The organism is Oikeobacillus pervagus, assembly GCF_030813365.1.
Lineage (GTDB): Bacteria > Bacillota > Bacilli > Bacillales > DSM-23947 > Oikeobacillus > Oikeobacillus pervagus.
The window spans coordinates 1-18,603 of sequence record NZ_JAUSUC010000016.1; the positions used below are offsets into that span (position 1 = coordinate 1).

The following is an 18,603-nucleotide window of genomic DNA, read 5'->3' on the forward strand; positions in this document are numbered from 1 at the left end:
AAGATGCGTTAAAAAAGACGAATAAGAAAATCAAAAATTTAATTCAAAGTCAACTTAAGCAGTGGATCTCTGGCCTTCCTAGTTATATCAAGGGTTATTTGTCGATTTCACTCTGCGAAAGTTGAGTTAGAAAGAAAAACGGATAAGCTATTTGAATAAGTTTTCCATATGTAGTAAAGAAAACTTGAATGGGTCTTAAATTTTCGTTAAGCTATTAATTAAAATGAAGGATATCCTATGATGGGGGAAGCATATATGATGAATTGGGCGGAAGTTGATACATATGCAAAACGTTGGATAATGGAAGCTGGAATGAGTATAAGAGAATCTTTTACTCATTCTTTACAAATTTCTTCTAAATCTGAGCCTAATGACTTAGTTACCAATATAGATAAAGAGACTGAACAATTTTTTGCTCGAAACATAAGAGAACAGTTTCCTTCTCATCGAATTTTAGGTGAGGAAGGGTTTGGAGATAAATTACAATCGTTAAACGGGGTCGTTTGGATTATTGATCCGATTGATGGAACGATGAATTTTATTCATCAGAGAAGAAACTTTGCTATTTCTATTGGGGTGTACAAGGATGGAGTCGGGCATTTAGGATATATTTATGATGTCGTTCAAGATGAATTATATTTTGCTGAAAAAGGGAAGGGAGCTTTTCTCAATGACGTACAACTTCCAAATCTACAGCAAAAAAAGGTAGAAGAAGCGATATTAAATATTAATGCCACATGGCTTATTCGGAATAAAAGAATGGATCCGAAAATTTTAATCCCGTTAGCCAATACTGTAAGAGGAACGAGATCTTTTGGGTCAGCAGCAATAGAAATGGCTTACATTGCCAGTGGTCGATTAGATTGTTATATCACAATGCGATTATCACCATGGGATTTTGCGGCAGGAAAAGTGATTGTGGAAGAAGTTGGCGGGATTGTGACTGACTTGGGGGGAAACCCATTGAATTTAATGGGGGTCAATCCTGTTTTTGTAAGTAAGCCGGGATTACATCAAGAAATTCTTGAACGTTTTTTACTAAAAAATACTCATTCATAATCTAAAAAGGCTTTAGGAGGTTTTTTAGGATTGCGGACGGGAATCCTCTACCTCTTTAGAGTAGAGATGAGAGTACGCTTTTGTCGAAATCCCCTTGTGGGATGGCAAGACAAAACATGATATACTACTTACAAGAACGAGTGTTCTTTGAAAACTGCATTATATGGGGTTGTGGTGAAGAAAGAACAGTCACCACGTAAAATAATGCCTGTCATGTGGGAAAGACCCACTCATTTGAAACCATTGCAAGGTTCGGAATGAACCTTCGTGGAGGGCAGGTCGATAGACCGCCCGATGAAGCGAGAAGCTCAGTCAATTCATTGACGGGTAGTTCACTCGAATTTACATTCATCATAAACGTCCCTTTATGTAAAGGGACGTTTATTTGAAGGTCTATTTACTTATAAATTCCCTTGCTCTCTCATTTTTTTCTTGGTTTTAAAGCCTTGGCCCATGATCACGAATAAGGCGATAATACAAGCAATAATTCCAATGGTACTTCTTTCTGCAATCGCAATTCCGATTCCGATGATACTCATGGCTGCAGCAACGGCAAACAGAAGGAAAACCCATTTTATCTCTTTCATTTGACAAGATCCTCCTTGCTAGGGTTTAATACCCCGATTTATGATGTTACAATCTATCTTCTATCCTCTATTTTACATAAATTCTTTTTGCTTTTCTACATCTGTGATATAATAGGTAAGTTAATAATGAGAATTAAATTTCATTATTTAGAGTAAGGAAGAATGAATTTTAGGTGTTAGATTATTTGTTTAGCATAGAAACGCAGTGAACTATAGTGTGTGCTTTCTGCTTTCCTTAATCTAGCTTCGGCACTCGTAAGGCGGATGTAAGAAGTCTTTGGGTGGGAACTTTGCTCTTTTCTTACTTAGTGGACAAAAAGTAAATAACCAGTTGTATGAAGATTGCCTAAAGCTTTAAATTAATGAATGTGAAATCAAATGGTTATTTGCAAATATCAATGTCAACTAATTAGTCAGGAGGAACAACTTTGAACAAAAGAAATGATATACGCAACATTGCAATTATAGCTCACGTAGACCATGGAAAAACGACATTAGTCGACCAACTTCTACGTCAATCAGGAATTTTCCGTAGCAATGAACATATTGAAGAACGTGCGATGGATTCTGGAGATATCGAGAGAGAACGTGGAATTACCATTTTAGCGAAGAATACTGCCATTCAATATAAAAATACAAAGATTAATATTTTGGATACACCAGGGCATGCCGACTTCGGTGGTGAAGTGGAAAGAATTATGAAAATGGTTGACGGTGTTTTATTAGTTGTCGATGCATATGAAGGGTGTATGCCACAAACACGCTTTGTATTAAAAAAAGCATTAGAACAAAATTTAACACCTATTGTTGTTGTCAATAAAATTGACCGTGATTTTGCCCGACCAGAAGAAGTTGTGGATGAAGTATTGGAATTGTTTATTGAATTGGATGCTAATGAAGATCAATTGGAATTCCCAGTTATTTATGCATCAGGTATAAATGGAACTGCTAGCAAATCGCCAGATCAACAAGATGAAAATATGCAAGTATTGTACGATGAAATTATTGAAAAAATTCCAGCTCCTATCGATAATAGAGATGAAGCTTTACAATTCCAAATTGCTTTACTTGACTATAATGATTATGTTGGACGTATTGGAATCGGACGAATTTTTAGAGGTACAATGAAAGTCGGCCAACAAGTAGCTTTAATGAAATTGGATGGATCTGTTAAACAATTCCGTGTAACGAAAATCTTTGGTTTCTTTGGTTTAAAACGTGTAGAAATTGAAGAAGCATTTGCAGGCGATTTAGTTGCAGTATCAGGCATGGAAGATATCAATGTGGGTGAAACAGTTTGTCCTATTGACTGCCAAGAACCTCTGCCTGTTTTAAGAATAGATGAACCTACTCTACAAATGACCTTTTTAGTAAATAACAGTCCGTTTGCGGGTAGAGAAGGAAAATATTTAACATCTCGAAAAATTGAAGAACGGCTTAAATCTCAATTAGAAACAGATGTAAGTTTACGTGTTGAGAATACGGAATCTCCAGACCGTTGGGTTGTTTCTGGACGTGGGGAATTACATTTATCGATTCTAATTGAAAATATGAGACGTGAAGGTTATGAACTTCAAGTTTCTAAACCAGAAGTTATTGTGAAGGAAATTGATGGGGTTCGTTGTGAACCTGTTGAGCGTGTACAAATCGATATCCCTGACGAGTATACAGGCCCAATTATTGAATCATTAGGTACCCGTAAAGGGGAAATGTTAGATATGATTAATAACGGAAACGGACAAGTCCGTCTTATTTTTATGGTGCCTGCCCGTGGTCTTATCGGATATACGACAGAATTTTTAACGTTAACAAGAGGGTATGGAATTATTAATCATTCCTTTGATAGTTATCAACCAATGCAACAAGGTCGTGTTGGCGGGCGACGTCAAGGTGTTCTTGTTTCGATGGAAACGGGAAAAGCTTCCCCATATGGAATTATGCAAATTGAGGACCGCGGTACGATTTTTGTTGAACCGGGTACAGAAATATATGGTGGAATGATCGTCGGAGAGAATACGAGAGAAAATGATATTACCGTGAATATTACAAAAGTAAAACAACAGACAAATGTTCGCTCTGCTACGAAAGATCATACCGTTACACTTAAAAAACCGAGAATCATGTCTTTAGAACAAGCATTGGAATATTTGAATGAAGATGAATATTGTGAAGTTACACCTGAATCGATTCGTCTTCGGAAAAAAATATTAGATAAAAATGAACGTGAAAAACTTGCTAAAAAGAAAAAATATGCGGAGATGGATTAGTCATAAGGGGGAGAATATAAGTGGCAGGAATGGAGCACGTCAGTCCATTGCTTGGTGCATTGATTCAAGTTGTTGATGTTAATTGGGCAGTTCGAATTTACTTTGTAGTGATTATCATACTGTCTATTCTTGTATATAATTTAGGTTTTGCAAAAAAGCTGTCATTAGGGAAAAATATTATTATATATTTTCTATTAATCATTGGATCACTGCTTTTGCTCATCTTGTCCTACCAACTACCTGTAGTCGAAAGTTTACTCGTTGCGACAGTCGTGTTAGGAATATATAAAATTCGCTTACGGATGCACAAATCAGCTGAAAATAAAGATGTATAGAAAAATTTTTCATTAATTTCCTTTAAGTGAAAAGGGTTGTCCCCAAAGTGTACAGACATTTTTGGGGACAACCCTTTATTACAAGGCTGTTTCACTTCTTTAGTGAGTGAAACAGCTATAGTATTATAGGTGATTTGCTAATTTCAGTTATTTATTCCACCTTAACGGGCAGTAAAACTTTCATCTCAAAATGATTTGGAAACAAAGATGATAGGTGGAGGATCACTGCCCCTAATGGTCCGATAAGTTCAACTAACATTCAGTAGAGGATGAAGAAAGACCCCCATTGAATGAGAATTCATTTTATTAAAAACAGTTAAAATTCATCCTCAACTTTTTTAGACCGGTACAGATGAAATTTTCCAGTGGCCTTCCGTTGATTGGTTCTTTCCGTAATTCGTTTATGACAGTCAGGACACATATACGTATGGATAGGTCGATTGCGTAATTTTTTTGCTAATAGTGTTTCATCCTGTAATTGATCAATTTGTTCACATAAAATACATTTAACTCTCAACAGTCACACCTCAAGTAATATTTAAATTAAAGCCATTAATAGTATAGCATGAATATTTTTAAAACACTTTTTTTCCTTTTGTTATTTTTGAAAAAGAACGAGTGATGGTTCAAATTACGATTCATTATAAAAAAAGGTTGCCCCGTTTTTCTCATCGTTTTCGGGACAACCTTCTGTTTATTAATCTTTATATTGATTGGATTGATCCTGTTGCTCTTTCTCTAATTGTTTTTCTTCCTTTGGACTCATTTCCTTTTTTTGCTTATCAGGGGCACGATCTGGATTTTGAGGTTCGACAAGATTCTTCGGTATTTCAGGCATTAATCTTCCAACAATATCCGCTAATTCATTGGTAATCCCCTGAATAGGTTGACCATTTTGAATATCATTTTGTATTTCTTTAAGACGTGCATTGACATCGGGATCAGCGACAACGACTGCCATTGCACCATGTGGATCCTCTTTCAAACTTTCAGCAACAGAATATTTAATTGTGCCAACTTGGGAACGTTCGGTATTTGCATCTACATTAATCCCCACTACGGCATAATTTCCTATAACAACTGCAGTTGCACCGCGAACGTTTGGTATACTTGTCGCTAATTTTTCTAAATGTCTGGCGATTTTCTGACCACTTTCACGGTCAACATCTTTATTTGTTGTGTTTCTAACATTTACTTTCTCTGGGTGAACCGCTCCATTTCGATTATTTTGGTTGTCGAAACCAACATCATTATTTTGCGCACAAGCCGTTAAGAAGAAAATTGAAATAAACAGTAGCCATTTTTTCATGCTGGATCCCTCTCATTCTTCGTAGTTGTTTGTATTTCTCTAACTTTTTACGGCAGTTAACAGCTCATTTCACTTTTTTTCGTCCCAATAGAAGGAAAAAATAACTTCTTGTAGAAAGTAGTGGGGGGAGGCAATGAAACGGTGCCATGGATGAGCCAAACCATTGGGAATAAATCCACCGTTTTTCGTATCATTTATATATTTTGTAAAGTTCTTCTATCTTTATACCTTAATACATATATTTTATTAATAGTAAGTCCAATTTTTTGAACTTACAGGAGGCTCACTTCATATAATGTACTAAAGACTATTGGAGCAGGAGGCATGAATTTGGGTAAAATTTATGTGTTAGATACGAACGTCTTGTTACAGGATCCATTTGCAATATTTTCCTTTGAAGAGAATGAAGTAGTCATACCAGCAGTTGTACTTGAAGAAGTGGACTCAAAAAAAAGATATATGGATGAGATTGGAAGGAATGCAAGACAAGTATCAAAAATCATTGATAAATTAAGACAAACAGGCAAGCTCCATGAAAAAATTCCTCTCGAAAATGGTGGATCATTAAGAATTGAATTAAATCACCGATCATTCCATCAGCTTCAAGAAATATTTATTGAAAAAACGAATGATAATCGGATATTAGCTGTAGCGAAAAATTTATCGCTTGAAGAAGGAGAGAAAGAGAATGGTCGCCCTGTTATATTAGTAAGTAAAGATACTCTTGTGCGTGTAAAAGCTGATGCACTAGGCTTACAGGCGGAAGATTTCTTAAATGATCGTGTAATTGAATTAAATGATATATACAGTGGATTTTTAGAAGTGTATGTTTCGAAAGATCTCCTAAATTATTTTTATGTGAAGGGTGAATTGCAATTATCAGAAATTACTCATCATCCTTTTTATCCTCATCAATTTTTAATTATAAAAGATGCACTAGGAAGTTCTGCTTCAGCCGTCGGAATAGTAGATTCAACTGGGAAAATGGTCAAGAAATTAATCTATGATCAAGACCCTATTTGGGGAATCAAGCCTCGTAATGTTCAACAAATGATGGCGTTGGAAATGTTATTACGAGCGGATATTCCGCTTGTGACATTGGCTGGGAAAGCCGGAACAGGTAAAACGCTCTTAGCTTTAGCTGCCGGTCTACTGCAAACAGAAGATCATAAATCCTATAATAAACTTCTTGTTGCAAGACCGATTGTGCCTGTTGGAAAAGATATTGGGTATTTACCAGGGGAAAAACAAGAAAAGCTTCGCCCATGGATTCAACCAATTTACGACAACTTAGAGTATTTATTTAATACAAAAAAGCCAGGGGAGATCGATAATATTTTAGCGGGATTAAATTCCATTGAAGTAGAAGCCCTAACGTATATTCGGGGGAGAAGTATTCCAGAACAATTTATCATTATCGATGAAGCCCAAAATTTAACGAAGCATGAGGTAAAAACCATTTTAACACGGGTGGGAGAAAAAAGTAAAATTGTGTTAATGGGGGATACAGCCCAAATTGACCATCCATATTTAGACGAATATAACAATGGGTTAACCTATGTCATTGAGAAGTTTAAGGATCAAAAAGTTGCCGGCCACATTAAATTGATGAAAGGGGAACGCTCAGGTTTAGCCCAATTAGCAGCAGATATTTTGTAGCCAGAGAAAATGATATTTTTTAAAAAGGCACAGGAGCAAAATGTGTCTTTTTTCATATAAAGATGTACTAAAAATAATACATACATATCTTTTTGTTCCTATTTTTTCAATTTATGCTAAAATAAAAAACAGAATTTGTCGAAAGAACAGGAGATTATTGAATGAGACTTAAATCAGTCGAATCCCTACAAGAAGATGAAGTATTGGCAAAACCGATTTACAATGAAAAGGGACGCATTCTTATTAAAAAGGAAGTGCCATTAAAAAAATATATGATCGAAAGGCTAAAGACACTTGGAGTTTCATTTGTCTATATTCACGACCCCAATACAAATGATGTTGTCGTTAGACAAGTATTATCTGATGAAACTAGACAAGAAGCCATTAAGGTGATAAAAGATACTTTCGAACTCGTTCAAAATGATCTTGATTTATCCAATAAATTCATTTTTGACAAAATAGGTAGACGATTCTCTACTGTAGTTCGTAATATTTTACAGGAAATTCGCGGGAATCATGAAGCCATATCCTTACTATCTGAATTGTTTTCTTACGACCAATATATCTTCACTCATTCACTTAATGTCACGATCTATTCGCTTGCATTAGCGGTTGAATTAAACCAATTTAACCAAAAACAGCTGGAGGAAATTGGGCTTGGTGCAATGCTCCACGATATTGGAAAAGTATTCATTCCCAAACCAATATTAATGAAACCCGGGGGCTTGACAGATGAGGAATATGCCATCATCCAACAGCACACGGTTCAGGGCTTTGAATTATTAAGGAAGGAATCTACCATTCCATTAGTTGCGGCTCATTGTGCCTTTCAGCATCATGAAAGGCTAAATGGATCAGGATATCCCCGGGGGTTAAAGGGAGATGAAATTCATATTTATGCGCGAATTATGGCTGTAGCAGATGTATATGATGCCGTTACCTCCAATAGGGTTTACAGAAAGGCATTACTTCCGCATGACGCATTTGAAATTTTATTTGCAGGTGTAGGGAAATTATTTGAAAAAGAAATGGTAGAATCTTTCCGAAGAGCAATCATTGTCTATCCAAATGGACTATCTGTACATTTGAATGATGGAAGAAAAGGAATAGTTGTTAGTCAGAGCAAGGGCTTTAGCGATCGGCCTGTTGTTCGAATTTTAGAAGAAGATAAGCATGAGTTGTTAATGCCATATGAGGTAGATATGTCTAAAGATTTTTCGATATTAATTGATGAAACAGATATAACATTAATAGGTAAGAAGGCCGATGGCAACAACGATCAACAGTAAGGTGATTTTATTCGAGTATGAAAAAAAGCCAGGACCCTTTCGAAAGGGCTGGCTTTTTTGACTCAGTCAAGGTTTACGAAATCCGTACGCAAGACCTTGGCGCTTGCGAATTTACTTGTTTATTCGACCCGAAATGCTTTCACGAAACGGATAGGTTGTTCCTTGTTAGAACCATCCCCATAATAAACATGGATGGGGCCATCTTCACGAAGAGGTTTCCCTTCCTTAGAAAAGCCAAGAATGAGATCTTCTGCTTTTTCAAGAGGGATTGTGACATCGTCTTTTTCAGTTTCTATGACTAATACAGTTGAACCTTCTTTGGGCTCAGCATTTTTTAAAAAAGGCGCTAGTTTAATTCCAAATGTACCTGTAAGCAGTTTCACTTTTTCATATTGTCTTTCTGATTTAACAGTAGGCGGTGAAACTGCACCTTCTCGTATTTCTTTTTCCCAATATTTAGAGAGTTTTTTTGCATATTCTTCATTTTCACTAAGGTTTTCTTTGTTTTCGTCTTCAAAATATGTATTCAAATCAATTTTACGGTCGTCAAAGATCCATACCCCTGCATCTAAAGTGATAGGAAATTTGACTTTACCTTTAAATGGAATAATCATTTCCTCCATTGCCTCCTTAATCTCTTCTTATAAAAGTATAGCGTTTCTATTATGAAATGTCAGTCTAAAACTATTCTTTTAAATAATGTTTTTCATTTAAACTAAATCAACATAGGCTATCAAGAAGGGATTACCAGAAAAAATAAATTTTTTATACCAAACGCCTTCTTACGGATTTTGTCTTTTGCTTGTCGCAACTGTGCAGTCGCCTCCACTTTTTGTTAATCTAGTTGTGGCTCCTAGTTGCTCGAGGTCAAAAGCCAATCTCCTTCAGAAGGAAAAAACCTTCCTTCTTACGGATCTTGTCTTTTGCTTGTCGCAACTGTGCAGTCGCCTCCACTTTTTGTTTAATAGATAAAATACTTTGTAAATTATGTGTTTTCCTTGCATTATTATGCTTTTAACGATAAAATTTTAAATTATAGGTCATGATCGCTCGGAAACGGGAGGGAAAAGAAATGGCGTCTGAAATGACAGTGAACCATCGGGAAAAAGCCTACTCTATTTTAAAAGCAGACGCAGACAAGATTTTGCGCCTAATTAAGGTTCAAATGGATAATTTGACGATGCCTCAATGTCCACTATATGAGGAAGTTTTAGATACACAAATGTTTGGCTTATCCCGTGAAATAGATTTTGCTATTCGTCTAGGTTTAGTAGACGAAAAAGATGGTAAAAATCTTATAGATTCTTTAGAGAGGGAATTATCAGCACTACATGATGCTTCCACAAAGAAATAACGGATAAAAAACTCAAACAGTACTAGTGATTGTTTGGGTTTTTTTGTACAATAATATTGCAAGGGCATCAAGAAAGTATTAACTTATTTGTAAGGTTCTTTTCTATTGTCGGGGTATAGGGGTGTTCACAGTTAAATGTCTCGCTTATCCTTAAGAACCTCAAACTCCTTCCAAGGACGATAATAGGAAATCATTACTTTGTTGTTATTGTAGCAAAATTTTGCGAAAATAGTTTGATGTAAAGACGAAAGATAGGATGATTGTTTGATGTTTAAAAAAATCTTAAGATCCTATGATTACTCGCTGATTCTTACGTTCTTTGTTCTTTGTTTTTTTGGATTAATGATGATCTATAGTGCCAGTTCAGTGATGGCTGTTCAACGGTATCATTGGGAGAGTGACTTCTTCTATAATAAGCAAAAAATACATCTGGTAATCGCAACCATTGTCTTCCTTTGCGGGGCTATTTTTCCGTATAAGATTTATAAAAATAGTAAATTTCTAATGACAATTACGGCTACAACATTAGGATTTTTGTTGTTATTATTTGCTTTTGGACATGTATCCAATAATGCACAGAGTTGGTTTCGGTTTGGAGCCATGAGTATCCAACCATCGGAGTTTGCTAAACTGGTCATCATCATTTATATGTCAGCTATCTATGCAAAAAAACAAAAGAAAATTAATTCATTTGACTCCGGAGTCATACCTCCCGTTATTTTTCTAATTGTCACTTGTGCCGTCATTATCGTTCAACCAGATTTCGGTACAGCCTTAATTATTTTTCTAATTGGATGTACCATTATCATTTCATCGGGAATGAGATTTAAAAGTATATGGAAACTGGTTGTGCTGGGCCTCGGTACTGTGATTCTTTTATCTCCCCTATTTTATTTTAAAAAAGATTCCATATTTACAGATGTGAAAATGGGAAGAATTTATGGTTTTTTAGATCCCTTTAAACATGCAAGTGAAGATGGTTATCATCTAGTGAATTCCTACTTAGCTATAGGTTCAGGTGGAGTAAAAGGGTTAGGATTAGGTCAAAGTACTCAAAAACTTGGGTATTTACCTGAACCCCATACAGACTTTATAATGTCAGTAATCGCTGAAGAACTAGGAGTATTAGGAGTGGCACTAGTTATTGGGGGATTAGCTTTTATTGTATTAAGGGGAATACGGGTTGCCATGAAATGTGAGGATCCGTTTGGTTCTATGCTTGCTACAGGTATTTCTAGTATGATTGGAATTCAATCTTTTATCAATTTAGGTGGAGTTTCTGGTATAATTCCTATTACTGGCGTAACACTTCCATTTATTAGCTATGGTGGTTCCTCCTTAATATTACTTTCACTTTCCATGGGGATACTAGTAAATGTAGCGATGTTTTCTAAATTTGAGAAAGAATATAAAAAGAAAAAAACAAATGTTACAGGCTTAACTGATTATCAAGCCAATATTTAAATAAAAAGGTTCAATTATGAACCTTTTTATATATATATTTTTTCATTTAGACAGAGGAGAGATGGATGATGAGAAAAATTGAAAAAGTATTAGTGGCTAATAGGGGTGAAATTGCCATCCGTGTATTCCGTGCGTGTTCGGAACTGCATATGAGAACAGTCGCTATTTATTCGAAAGAAGATTCAGGCTCTTACCACCGTTACAAAGCGGATGAAGCCTATCTTGTTGGGGAAGGAAAAAAGCCGATTGATGCATATCTTGATATTGAGGGAATTATTGAGATTGCCAAGAATGCAGAAGTAGATGCTATTCATCCGGGGTATGGCTTTTTATCTGAAAATATTGAATTTGCAAAACGATGCGAAGACGAAGGCATTCTTTTTATCGGTCCAAAGAGCAAGCATTTAGACATGTTTGGTGATAAAGTCAAGGCTAGAAAGCAGGCCCAACTTGCCGATATTCCTGTCATTCCAGGTAGTGATGGTCCAATTGAACATTTCGAAGATGCTGTAACATTTGGGAAATCGGTTGGATTCCCTATTATGATTAAAGCTTCTCTAGGTGGTGGTGGCCGCGGAATGCGTGTTGTCCGAAGTGCGGAAGAAGTAAAAGAATCATTTGAACGTGCAAAATCGGAAGCAAAGGCTGCCTTTGGAAATAGTGAAGTATACGCAGAAAAGTTCGTTGAGAATCCGAAACATATTGAAGTACAGATTTTAGGAGACCAACAGGGAAATATTATTCACTTATTCGAGCGTGATTGTTCTGTACAAAGACGTCACCAAAAGGTAGTTGAAGTTGCTCCATGTGTATCAATTTCCGAAGATTTGCGCAATCGCATTTGTGATGCAGCTGTACGCCTTATGAATAATGTTTCATATATTAATGCAGGTACTGTTGAATTTCTAGTAGCTGGAGATGAATTTTACTTTATTGAAGTGAATCCACGGGTACAAGTTGAACATACAATTACTGAAATGATAACAGGTGTCGATATTGTACAATCACAAATTTTAATAGCGGAAGGACACGCATTACATAGTGAGAAAGTGGGAATTCCAAAACAAAATGACCTTCGGATAAATGGATATGCTATTCAATCACGTGTAACAACAGAGGATCCGCTAAATAACTTCATGCCAGATACTGGTAGAATAATGGCATATCGTTCTGGTGGAGGATTTGGTGTACGTTTAGATGCTGGTAATGGTTTCCAAGGTGCAGAAATTACCCCTTACTATGATTCATTGCTCGTTAAAGTATCCACTTGGGCACTAACCTTTGAACAAGCTGCTTCTAAGATGGTCCGTAACCTTCGTGAATTTCGTATTCGTGGAATCAAAACCAATATCCCTTTCCTTGAAAATGTAATGAGACATGAAAACTTTGTAACAGGAGATTATGATACCTCCTTTATCGATACTACACCAGAATTATTTACTTTCCCTGCAAGTAAAGACCGTGGAACAAAAATGTTAAATTATATTGGTACTGTTACAATTAACGGCTTCCCAGGGGTTGAAAAAAGAAAAAAACCAGTTTTTGAAAAGCCACGTATCCCGAAAGTTCATCAATTTGATGAAACCCCTTCAGGTACGAAGCAAATTTTAGAAGCAAAAGGCGCTGATGGGTTAGTTCAGTGGGTAAAAGATCAAAACCAAGTGTTGTTAACAGATACGACATTCCGAGATGCTCACCAATCCCTTTTAGCGACAAGAATTCGTACTAATGATTTGAAACAGATTGCAAAACCAACTTCCAAATTACTACCAGAATTATTTTCAATGGAAATGTGGGGTGGAGCAACATTTGATGTATCTTACAGATTCTTAAAAGAAGACCCTTGGGAAAGACTGGCGACCCTTCGTAAGCAAATTCCAAATCTTTTATTCCAGATGCTTCTAAGAGCTTCAAATGCAGTAGGATATAAAAACTATCCAGATAATGTAATTCGTGAATTTGTTGAAAAATCTGCCAATGAGGGAATTGATGTATTCCGCATATTTGATAGCTTGAACTGGGTAAAAGGCATGGAAGTAGCCATTGATGCTGTAAGACAAAGCGGAAAAATTGCGGAAGCATCGTTATGTTATACAGGGGACATTGATGATCCGACAAGAACAAAATATAATATTGATTATTACAAAAAAATGGCTAAGGAATTAGAAAACCAAGGGGCTCATATATTAGGAATTAAAGATATGGCAGGATTATTAAAACCTCAATCTGCTTACCGTTTAATTTCTGAATTAAAAGAGACAGTTGATATTCCGATTCATTTGCATACACATGATACAAGTGGAAATGGAATCTATATGTATGCAAAAGCTGTAGAAGCAGGCGTGGATATTGTGGACGTTGCATTGAGCTCCATGTCTGGATTAACTTCCCAGCCAAGTGCGAATACATTGTATTATGCATTAAAAGGAACAAAACGTGAGCCGAATGTAGATATCAAATCATTAGAATCATTATCTGGTTATTGGGAAGATGTTCGTAAATTTTACAGTGATTTTGAAAGTGGAATGGTTGCACCTCATACCGAAGTATACCAACATGAAATGCCAGGGGGGCAATATAGTAATTTACAACAACAGGCGAAGGCAGTTGGTCTAGGTGACAGATGGGATGAAGTGAAAGAGATGTACCATCAAGTAAACCTTATGTTTGGAGATATTATTAAAGTAACTCCATCTTCAAAAGTAGTTGGGGATATGGCTTTATTTATGGTCCAAAATGATTTAAGTGAAGCAGATGTCATTGAAAGAGGAGACACGATCGATTTTCCTGCATCGGTTATCGAGTTTTTTGAAGGATATTTAGGTCAACCATATGGAGGTTTTCCTGAAAAACTTCAAAAAGTGATTCTAAAAGGAAGAAACCCAATTTCTGTTCGCCCAGGTGAATTAATGGAAGATGTGGACTTTGAGGAATTGGAAAAACAATTAACAGAAGAAATAGGACAGCCGGTGACAAATAAAGATGTCATTGCCTATTCGTTATATCCTAAAGTGTTTACGGATTATGTGAAAACCTTCGAACAATTTGGAGATGTAGGTGTTCTTGATACTCCAACTTTCTTCTTTGGAATGAGATTAGGAGAGGAAATAGAGGTCGAGATTGAAACAGGTAAAACACTTATTGTAAAATTGGTGTCGATTGGACAACCTCAAGTAGACGGTACTAGAATTGTCTATTTTGAATTAAATGGACAACCGCGTGAAGTCGTAATTAAAGATGAAAGCATTAAATCAACCGTCGCTGCTAAAGCGAAAGTAGATCCAAAAAATGAGGAGCATATTGGTGCGACAATGCCAGGAACAGTTATTAAGGTGATTGCTAATAAAGGTGAAAAAGTGAAACGTGGCGATCATTTAATGATCACAGAGGCAATGAAAATGGAAACAACGGTACAAGCACCATTCTCAGGAATCATTAAAGATATTTATGTCCAAAATGGAGATGCCATTTCGGCGGGTGATTTATTAATTGAATTACAAAAGGCATAAGGAGGGCATCACCCGCTAAATGTGAACTTGCCAAGCCAAAGAATGCCACGTCCTTGTGGCTTCGCCTGGTAAGTCACAACCTTTCCGTCGTCGGACCTTTAGGGGCAGTTAACTCCTTCTTTTTGAGTGAAGGTTTTCCTACCCGTTAGGAGTGGGATAAAAAAATGCGCAGTGAACTATAATAAGTTCACTGCGCATTTCTTTTTGAGATTAGGGGAAAATACCCATAAGTGTACTTTATTTGTTTTGAATGAAATTACTCCGTGAGATTAACAGTATAAAGTAACATAATAGACCAAATAAACAAGAGATAAATAAAGCATGTGCAAGTGCAATATACAGATTTAAACGGGAAATCACGACAAAGGCACCAGCAATTACTTGCAATGTAACTAAAATAAATGCGATGATCCAACCCCAATATAGAATTTTCTGGTGTTTATGATTTTTAATAGCTAAATAAGTAATATAGGCAATCCATATAAATATCAGTCCCGCCGCTACGCGATGGCCCATTTGTACCCATTCATACAAGTTAGTCGGCATAACAATGGAGGAATTGACACAAAATGGCCAGTCTGGGCAAATTAAACTTGACTTTGTATGTCTCACAAGGGCTCCAGTGTAAACTACGATATAACTATACAAAGTGACACCAATCGTATGCCATTTCATTTTATTACTTACTATAAGTTTGTGGGCGTCAAATTTTTGGTCAACTTCAAAGATCAATAATGTTAGTAAGAGGACGGCAGCAAATGAAATAAGAGAGATTCCAAAGTGTAAAGCAAGAACAAAATCGCTCTGTCCCCAAAGAACTGCTGCGGCTCCAATCAAGCCTTGAAGGACTAAGAAAAAGAAGGATAATATGGATAAAAACTTCGTTTCTCGTATATAGCCAATAGCTCGCCATGACCAGATTGATAAAACTAATACTAAAATTCCAACAACACCTGAAACTAGTCTGTGTGCTAATTCAATAATTGTTTCGATTGTAATTTCGTCTGGAATAATTTGTCCATGACATAGCGGCCATTCCCGACCACACCCAAGTCCTGAATCAGTTTTAGTAACTAGAGCACCACCGATCAAGACGAAAAGCATGCCTATTGAAGTTAGAACAGCCAACCATTTTAAACCTCGTCGCAATGTTTTTCACCTTCTTGATAGAAATCTAATAAATATAGTTATTACGTATTCAGTTTTTCCGTAAGGTACGACATCCTTGATATTACAGAAGAAAAAATAAAAAGACAACTGTTAAAAGGGATTATAACATGCAGCAAATGAAGAATGAGCTTGAAAGTTACGTTATATTTTGCTAGTAATAGGGTATAGGCAAAATAGACGTGCAGATTCAAATTTGCATACTCTTTTTATTATCTTACAAAATCATGAGAACAGGAACAGTTAAAATGCTACAGACACAAATTCGACATAAATAGTTCAACTTCTGTTCACAAAAAAGGGGAAAAGTATGATTAAATATTAAATTAAGGGAGACTGTATAAAAAAATCGTTTATAATAAATGTAAACTAATATCTATTTTTATATGAAAGTTATTTTGCTTTTAAAAAATAGATATAGAAAAGAATACAATTTTCGTTTATATTTGTGAAGTAAGAATGAAATTTGTCTTTTATCAGAGAGGAGGGAGAATGGTGTCAGATAGCCGTGTGGTTACTTCGGTTAAAGAGTCAGAAATCCCTAAATCAACAGTCTTAAAGGATTTTTTTGCGCTTGTTAAAATAGGAATAGTGAATTCAAATTTAATCACAACCTTTACTGGAATGTGGTTAGCCTTCACCTTTAATGAGATGCATTTCCTGAATCAATTAGATATTATCTTTCTAACTTTAGTCGGTTCCTCACTGATTATTGCTGGATCTGCAAGTTTGAACAACTATATTGATCGAGATATTGATCCTTTGATGGAACGTACAAAATCCCGGCCAACCGTAACGGGGAAATATAGTGATTCTAAAGTGCTGATCATTGGAATATCCACAGTCGTACTTGGAACGATCATGTTGTTCTTAACAACTTTTATGGCGGGTATTATCGGTCTAATTGGAGTATTTAGTTATGTTGTTGTTTATTCAATGTGGTCGAAGCGTGTTCATGTAAGTAATACAGTTGTAGGAAGTGTTTCCGGGGCTGTTCCACCATTAATTGGATGGGCAGCAGTAGATCCAAATCTTGATATTATGGCATGGATGCTATTTGCGATTATGTTCATTTGGCAACCACCACACTTCTACGCATTAGCCATGAAGCGCTGTGAAGAATATAGATCTGCGGGAATACCCATGCTTCCAGTAGTAAAAGGTTTTGCTGTAACAAAACGTCATATGGTTCTTTGGGTGACGGCGTTATTACCACTGCCATTTTTTATGACCTCATTAGGTACAACATTTGTTGTCTTGGCCACTGTGTTAAACATTGGCTGGCTTGCATTAGGATTATATGGTTACAAAATCAAAGATGACTTGAAATGGGCTAGACTTATGTTTGTTTACTCTTTGCAGTATTTAACCATCCTTTTTGTGGCAATGGTCATCGTTACAGTGATTTAATGTTGGGAGATCTTTCTTTTAAAGAAATCCATATATAGAAAAGTTTTTTAGAAATTAAATGAAAGAGGGGTTTGATTAAGCTATGAATACTAGGCAAACAAAATGGCGTCTCTTTACGCTTTTTGCAATGTTGACGCTTGTTCTGTCCGGTTGCGGTGAACCATTTCTTTCCGCACTTACTCCCGCAGGAGAAGTAGCGAAAACTCAATTCGATCTAATGGTATTGAGTACAAGTATTATGGTTGCTGTAATTTTAGTAGTTGTTATCATTTATGTTATTGCCATTGTACGTTTCCGTCGAAAAAAAGGCGACGAAAACAAAATCCCAAAACAAGTGGAAGGAAGCCATACTTTAGAGATCATATGGACAACAATTCCGATTATCCTTCTTCTTATTCTTGCTGTTCCTACAGTAGCAGCTACATTTAAACTTGCTGATACAAAAGCGATGGATAAGAAGGATGCAGATGGTAATCGCGAAGCACTTGTAGTAAATGTTCGTGCTAGTCTATATTGGTGGGAATTTGAATACCCTGACCAAAAAATAGTTACAAGTCAGGATTTAGTCGTTCCTACAGACCAAAAAGTATACTTTAATCTTAAAGCTTCAGATGTAAAACACTCCTTCTGGATTCCAGCTGCCGGAGGAAAAATGGATACAAACGTTGATAATGTTAATACTTTCTATTTAACATTTGATGCAGACAAAGCAAAAGAGGCTGGAAATTTATTCTATGGAAAATGTGCTGAGCTATGTGGACCTTCACATGCCTTAATGGACTTTAAAGTGAAAGCCATTCCACAGGATGAATTTGACACTTGGTTAAATGATATGAAAACAGCTAAGGAAGTAAAACCTACTGATTCTCAAGCTGCACAAGGGAAAGAGATTTTTGATCAAAAATGTTTAAGCTGTCACGCAGTATCTCCACAAGATGGTAGACCTGAAGCAGCTCGTACAGCTCCAAACTTAGCAAACTTTGCTGAACGCTCTCGAGTTGCGGGAATTCTTGAACACAATGAAGAACAAGTGAAAAATTGGATCCGTGATCCAGAGAAATATAAACCAGCTAATAAAATGACTGGAACATATGGTCAATTAACAGAAACAGAAATTGATCAATTAGCTGCTTACTTAATGAGCCTAAAGGTTCAAGATTAACAGGGGATATTTTAAAATAAAAGGGAGGTTTA

General features: G+C 36.1%; 15 protein-coding genes. 10 read left to right on the forward strand and 5 right to left on the reverse strand.

The annotated features are described in order from the left end of the window. Positions 1 to 255 precede the first annotated feature (255 nt). On the forward strand, positions 256 to 1,059 hold the full coding sequence (locus tag J2S13_RS07810; protein ID WP_307257185.1) for an inositol monophosphatase family protein: 804 nt from the start codon (positions 256 to 258) through the stop codon (positions 1,057 to 1,059). 401 nt (positions 1,060 to 1,460) lie between these two features. Here the strand turns inward: J2S13_RS07810 and J2S13_RS07815 are convergent, their stop codons facing one another. Then, positions 1,461 to 1,646, reverse strand: a complete 186-nt coding sequence (locus J2S13_RS07815) for a YlaF family protein (RefSeq protein ID WP_307257186.1) — start codon at positions 1,644 to 1,646, stop codon at positions 1,461 to 1,463. 428 nt (positions 1,647 to 2,074) lie between these two features. Between J2S13_RS07815 and typA the strand changes: the two genes are divergently transcribed. Next, on the forward strand, positions 2,075 to 3,913 hold the full coding sequence (typA, locus tag J2S13_RS07820; protein ID WP_307257187.1) for a translational GTPase TypA: 1,839 nt from the start codon (positions 2,075 to 2,077) through the stop codon (positions 3,911 to 3,913). 29 nt (positions 3,914 to 3,942) lie between these two features. Continuing rightward, positions 3,943 to 4,248: a YlaH-like family protein gene (locus J2S13_RS07825; RefSeq protein WP_307257247.1), complete on the forward strand. Its 306-nt coding sequence runs from the start codon at positions 3,943 to 3,945 to the stop codon at positions 4,246 to 4,248. A 316-nt stretch (positions 4,249 to 4,564) separates the two neighbouring features. Here J2S13_RS07825 and J2S13_RS07830 read toward each other — a convergent pair whose 3' ends face one another. Beyond that, positions 4,565 to 4,765 (reverse strand): YlaI family protein, encoded by a 201-nt coding sequence (locus J2S13_RS07830; protein ID WP_307257188.1) that lies wholly within the window; start codon positions 4,763 to 4,765, stop codon positions 4,565 to 4,567. A 180-nt stretch (positions 4,766 to 4,945) separates the two neighbouring features. Then, positions 4,946 to 5,557: a YhcN/YlaJ family sporulation lipoprotein gene (locus J2S13_RS07835; protein WP_307257189.1), complete on the reverse strand. Its 612-nt coding sequence runs from the start codon at positions 5,555 to 5,557 to the stop codon at positions 4,946 to 4,948. 324 nt (positions 5,558 to 5,881) lie between these two features. Between J2S13_RS07835 and J2S13_RS07840 the strand changes: the two genes are divergently transcribed. Further along, entirely contained in the window at positions 5,882 to 7,216 is a 1,335-nt protein-coding gene (locus J2S13_RS07840; RefSeq protein WP_370873987.1) for a PhoH family protein, read from the forward strand. 161 nt (positions 7,217 to 7,377) lie between these two features. Continuing rightward, positions 7,378 to 8,505, forward strand: coding sequence for an HD-GYP domain-containing protein (locus tag J2S13_RS07845; RefSeq protein ID WP_307257191.1), 1,128 nt, complete (start codon positions 7,378 to 7,380; stop codon positions 8,503 to 8,505). A gap of 119 nt (positions 8,506 to 8,624) precedes the next feature. Here J2S13_RS07845 and J2S13_RS07850 read toward each other — a convergent pair whose 3' ends face one another. Further along, entirely contained in the window at positions 8,625 to 9,119 is a 495-nt protein-coding gene (locus tag J2S13_RS07850; RefSeq protein WP_307257192.1) for a peptidyl-prolyl cis-trans isomerase, read from the reverse strand. A 458-nt stretch (positions 9,120 to 9,577) separates the two neighbouring features. On the opposite strand from J2S13_RS07850, the gene J2S13_RS07855 reads away from it, so the two are divergent. From J2S13_RS07855 to pyc, 3 genes are all read left to right on the forward strand, one after another. Next, the gene (locus J2S13_RS07855; RefSeq protein WP_307257193.1) at positions 9,578 to 9,859 is read left to right on the forward strand and encodes an Fpa/YlaN family protein; all 282 of its coding nucleotides are present in this window, start codon (positions 9,578 to 9,580) and stop codon (positions 9,857 to 9,859) included. A gap of 267 nt (positions 9,860 to 10,126) precedes the next feature. Continuing rightward, positions 10,127 to 11,323, forward strand: a complete 1,197-nt coding sequence (locus J2S13_RS07860) for an FtsW/RodA/SpoVE family cell cycle protein (RefSeq protein WP_307257194.1) — start codon at positions 10,127 to 10,129, stop codon at positions 11,321 to 11,323. A gap of 68 nt (positions 11,324 to 11,391) precedes the next feature. Next, complete coding sequence (pyc, locus tag J2S13_RS07865) at positions 11,392 to 14,832, forward strand: pyruvate carboxylase (protein ID WP_307257195.1); 3,441 nt, start codon at positions 11,392 to 11,394, stop codon at positions 14,830 to 14,832. 237 nt (positions 14,833 to 15,069) lie between these two features. Here pyc and J2S13_RS07870 read toward each other — a convergent pair whose 3' ends face one another. Then, positions 15,070 to 15,981 (reverse strand): COX15/CtaA family protein, encoded by a 912-nt coding sequence (locus tag J2S13_RS07870; RefSeq protein WP_307257196.1) that lies wholly within the window; start codon positions 15,979 to 15,981, stop codon positions 15,070 to 15,072. Between the two features lie 510 nt (positions 15,982 to 16,491). Between J2S13_RS07870 and cyoE the strand changes: the two genes are divergently transcribed. Next, entirely contained in the window at positions 16,492 to 17,409 is a 918-nt protein-coding gene (cyoE, locus tag J2S13_RS07875; protein WP_307257197.1) for a heme o synthase, read from the forward strand. 82 nt (positions 17,410 to 17,491) lie between these two features. Then, on the forward strand, positions 17,492 to 18,571 hold the full coding sequence (gene coxB / locus J2S13_RS07880; RefSeq protein ID WP_307257198.1) for a cytochrome c oxidase subunit II: 1,080 nt from the start codon (positions 17,492 to 17,494) through the stop codon (positions 18,569 to 18,571). Positions 18,572 to 18,603 lie beyond the last annotated feature (32 nt).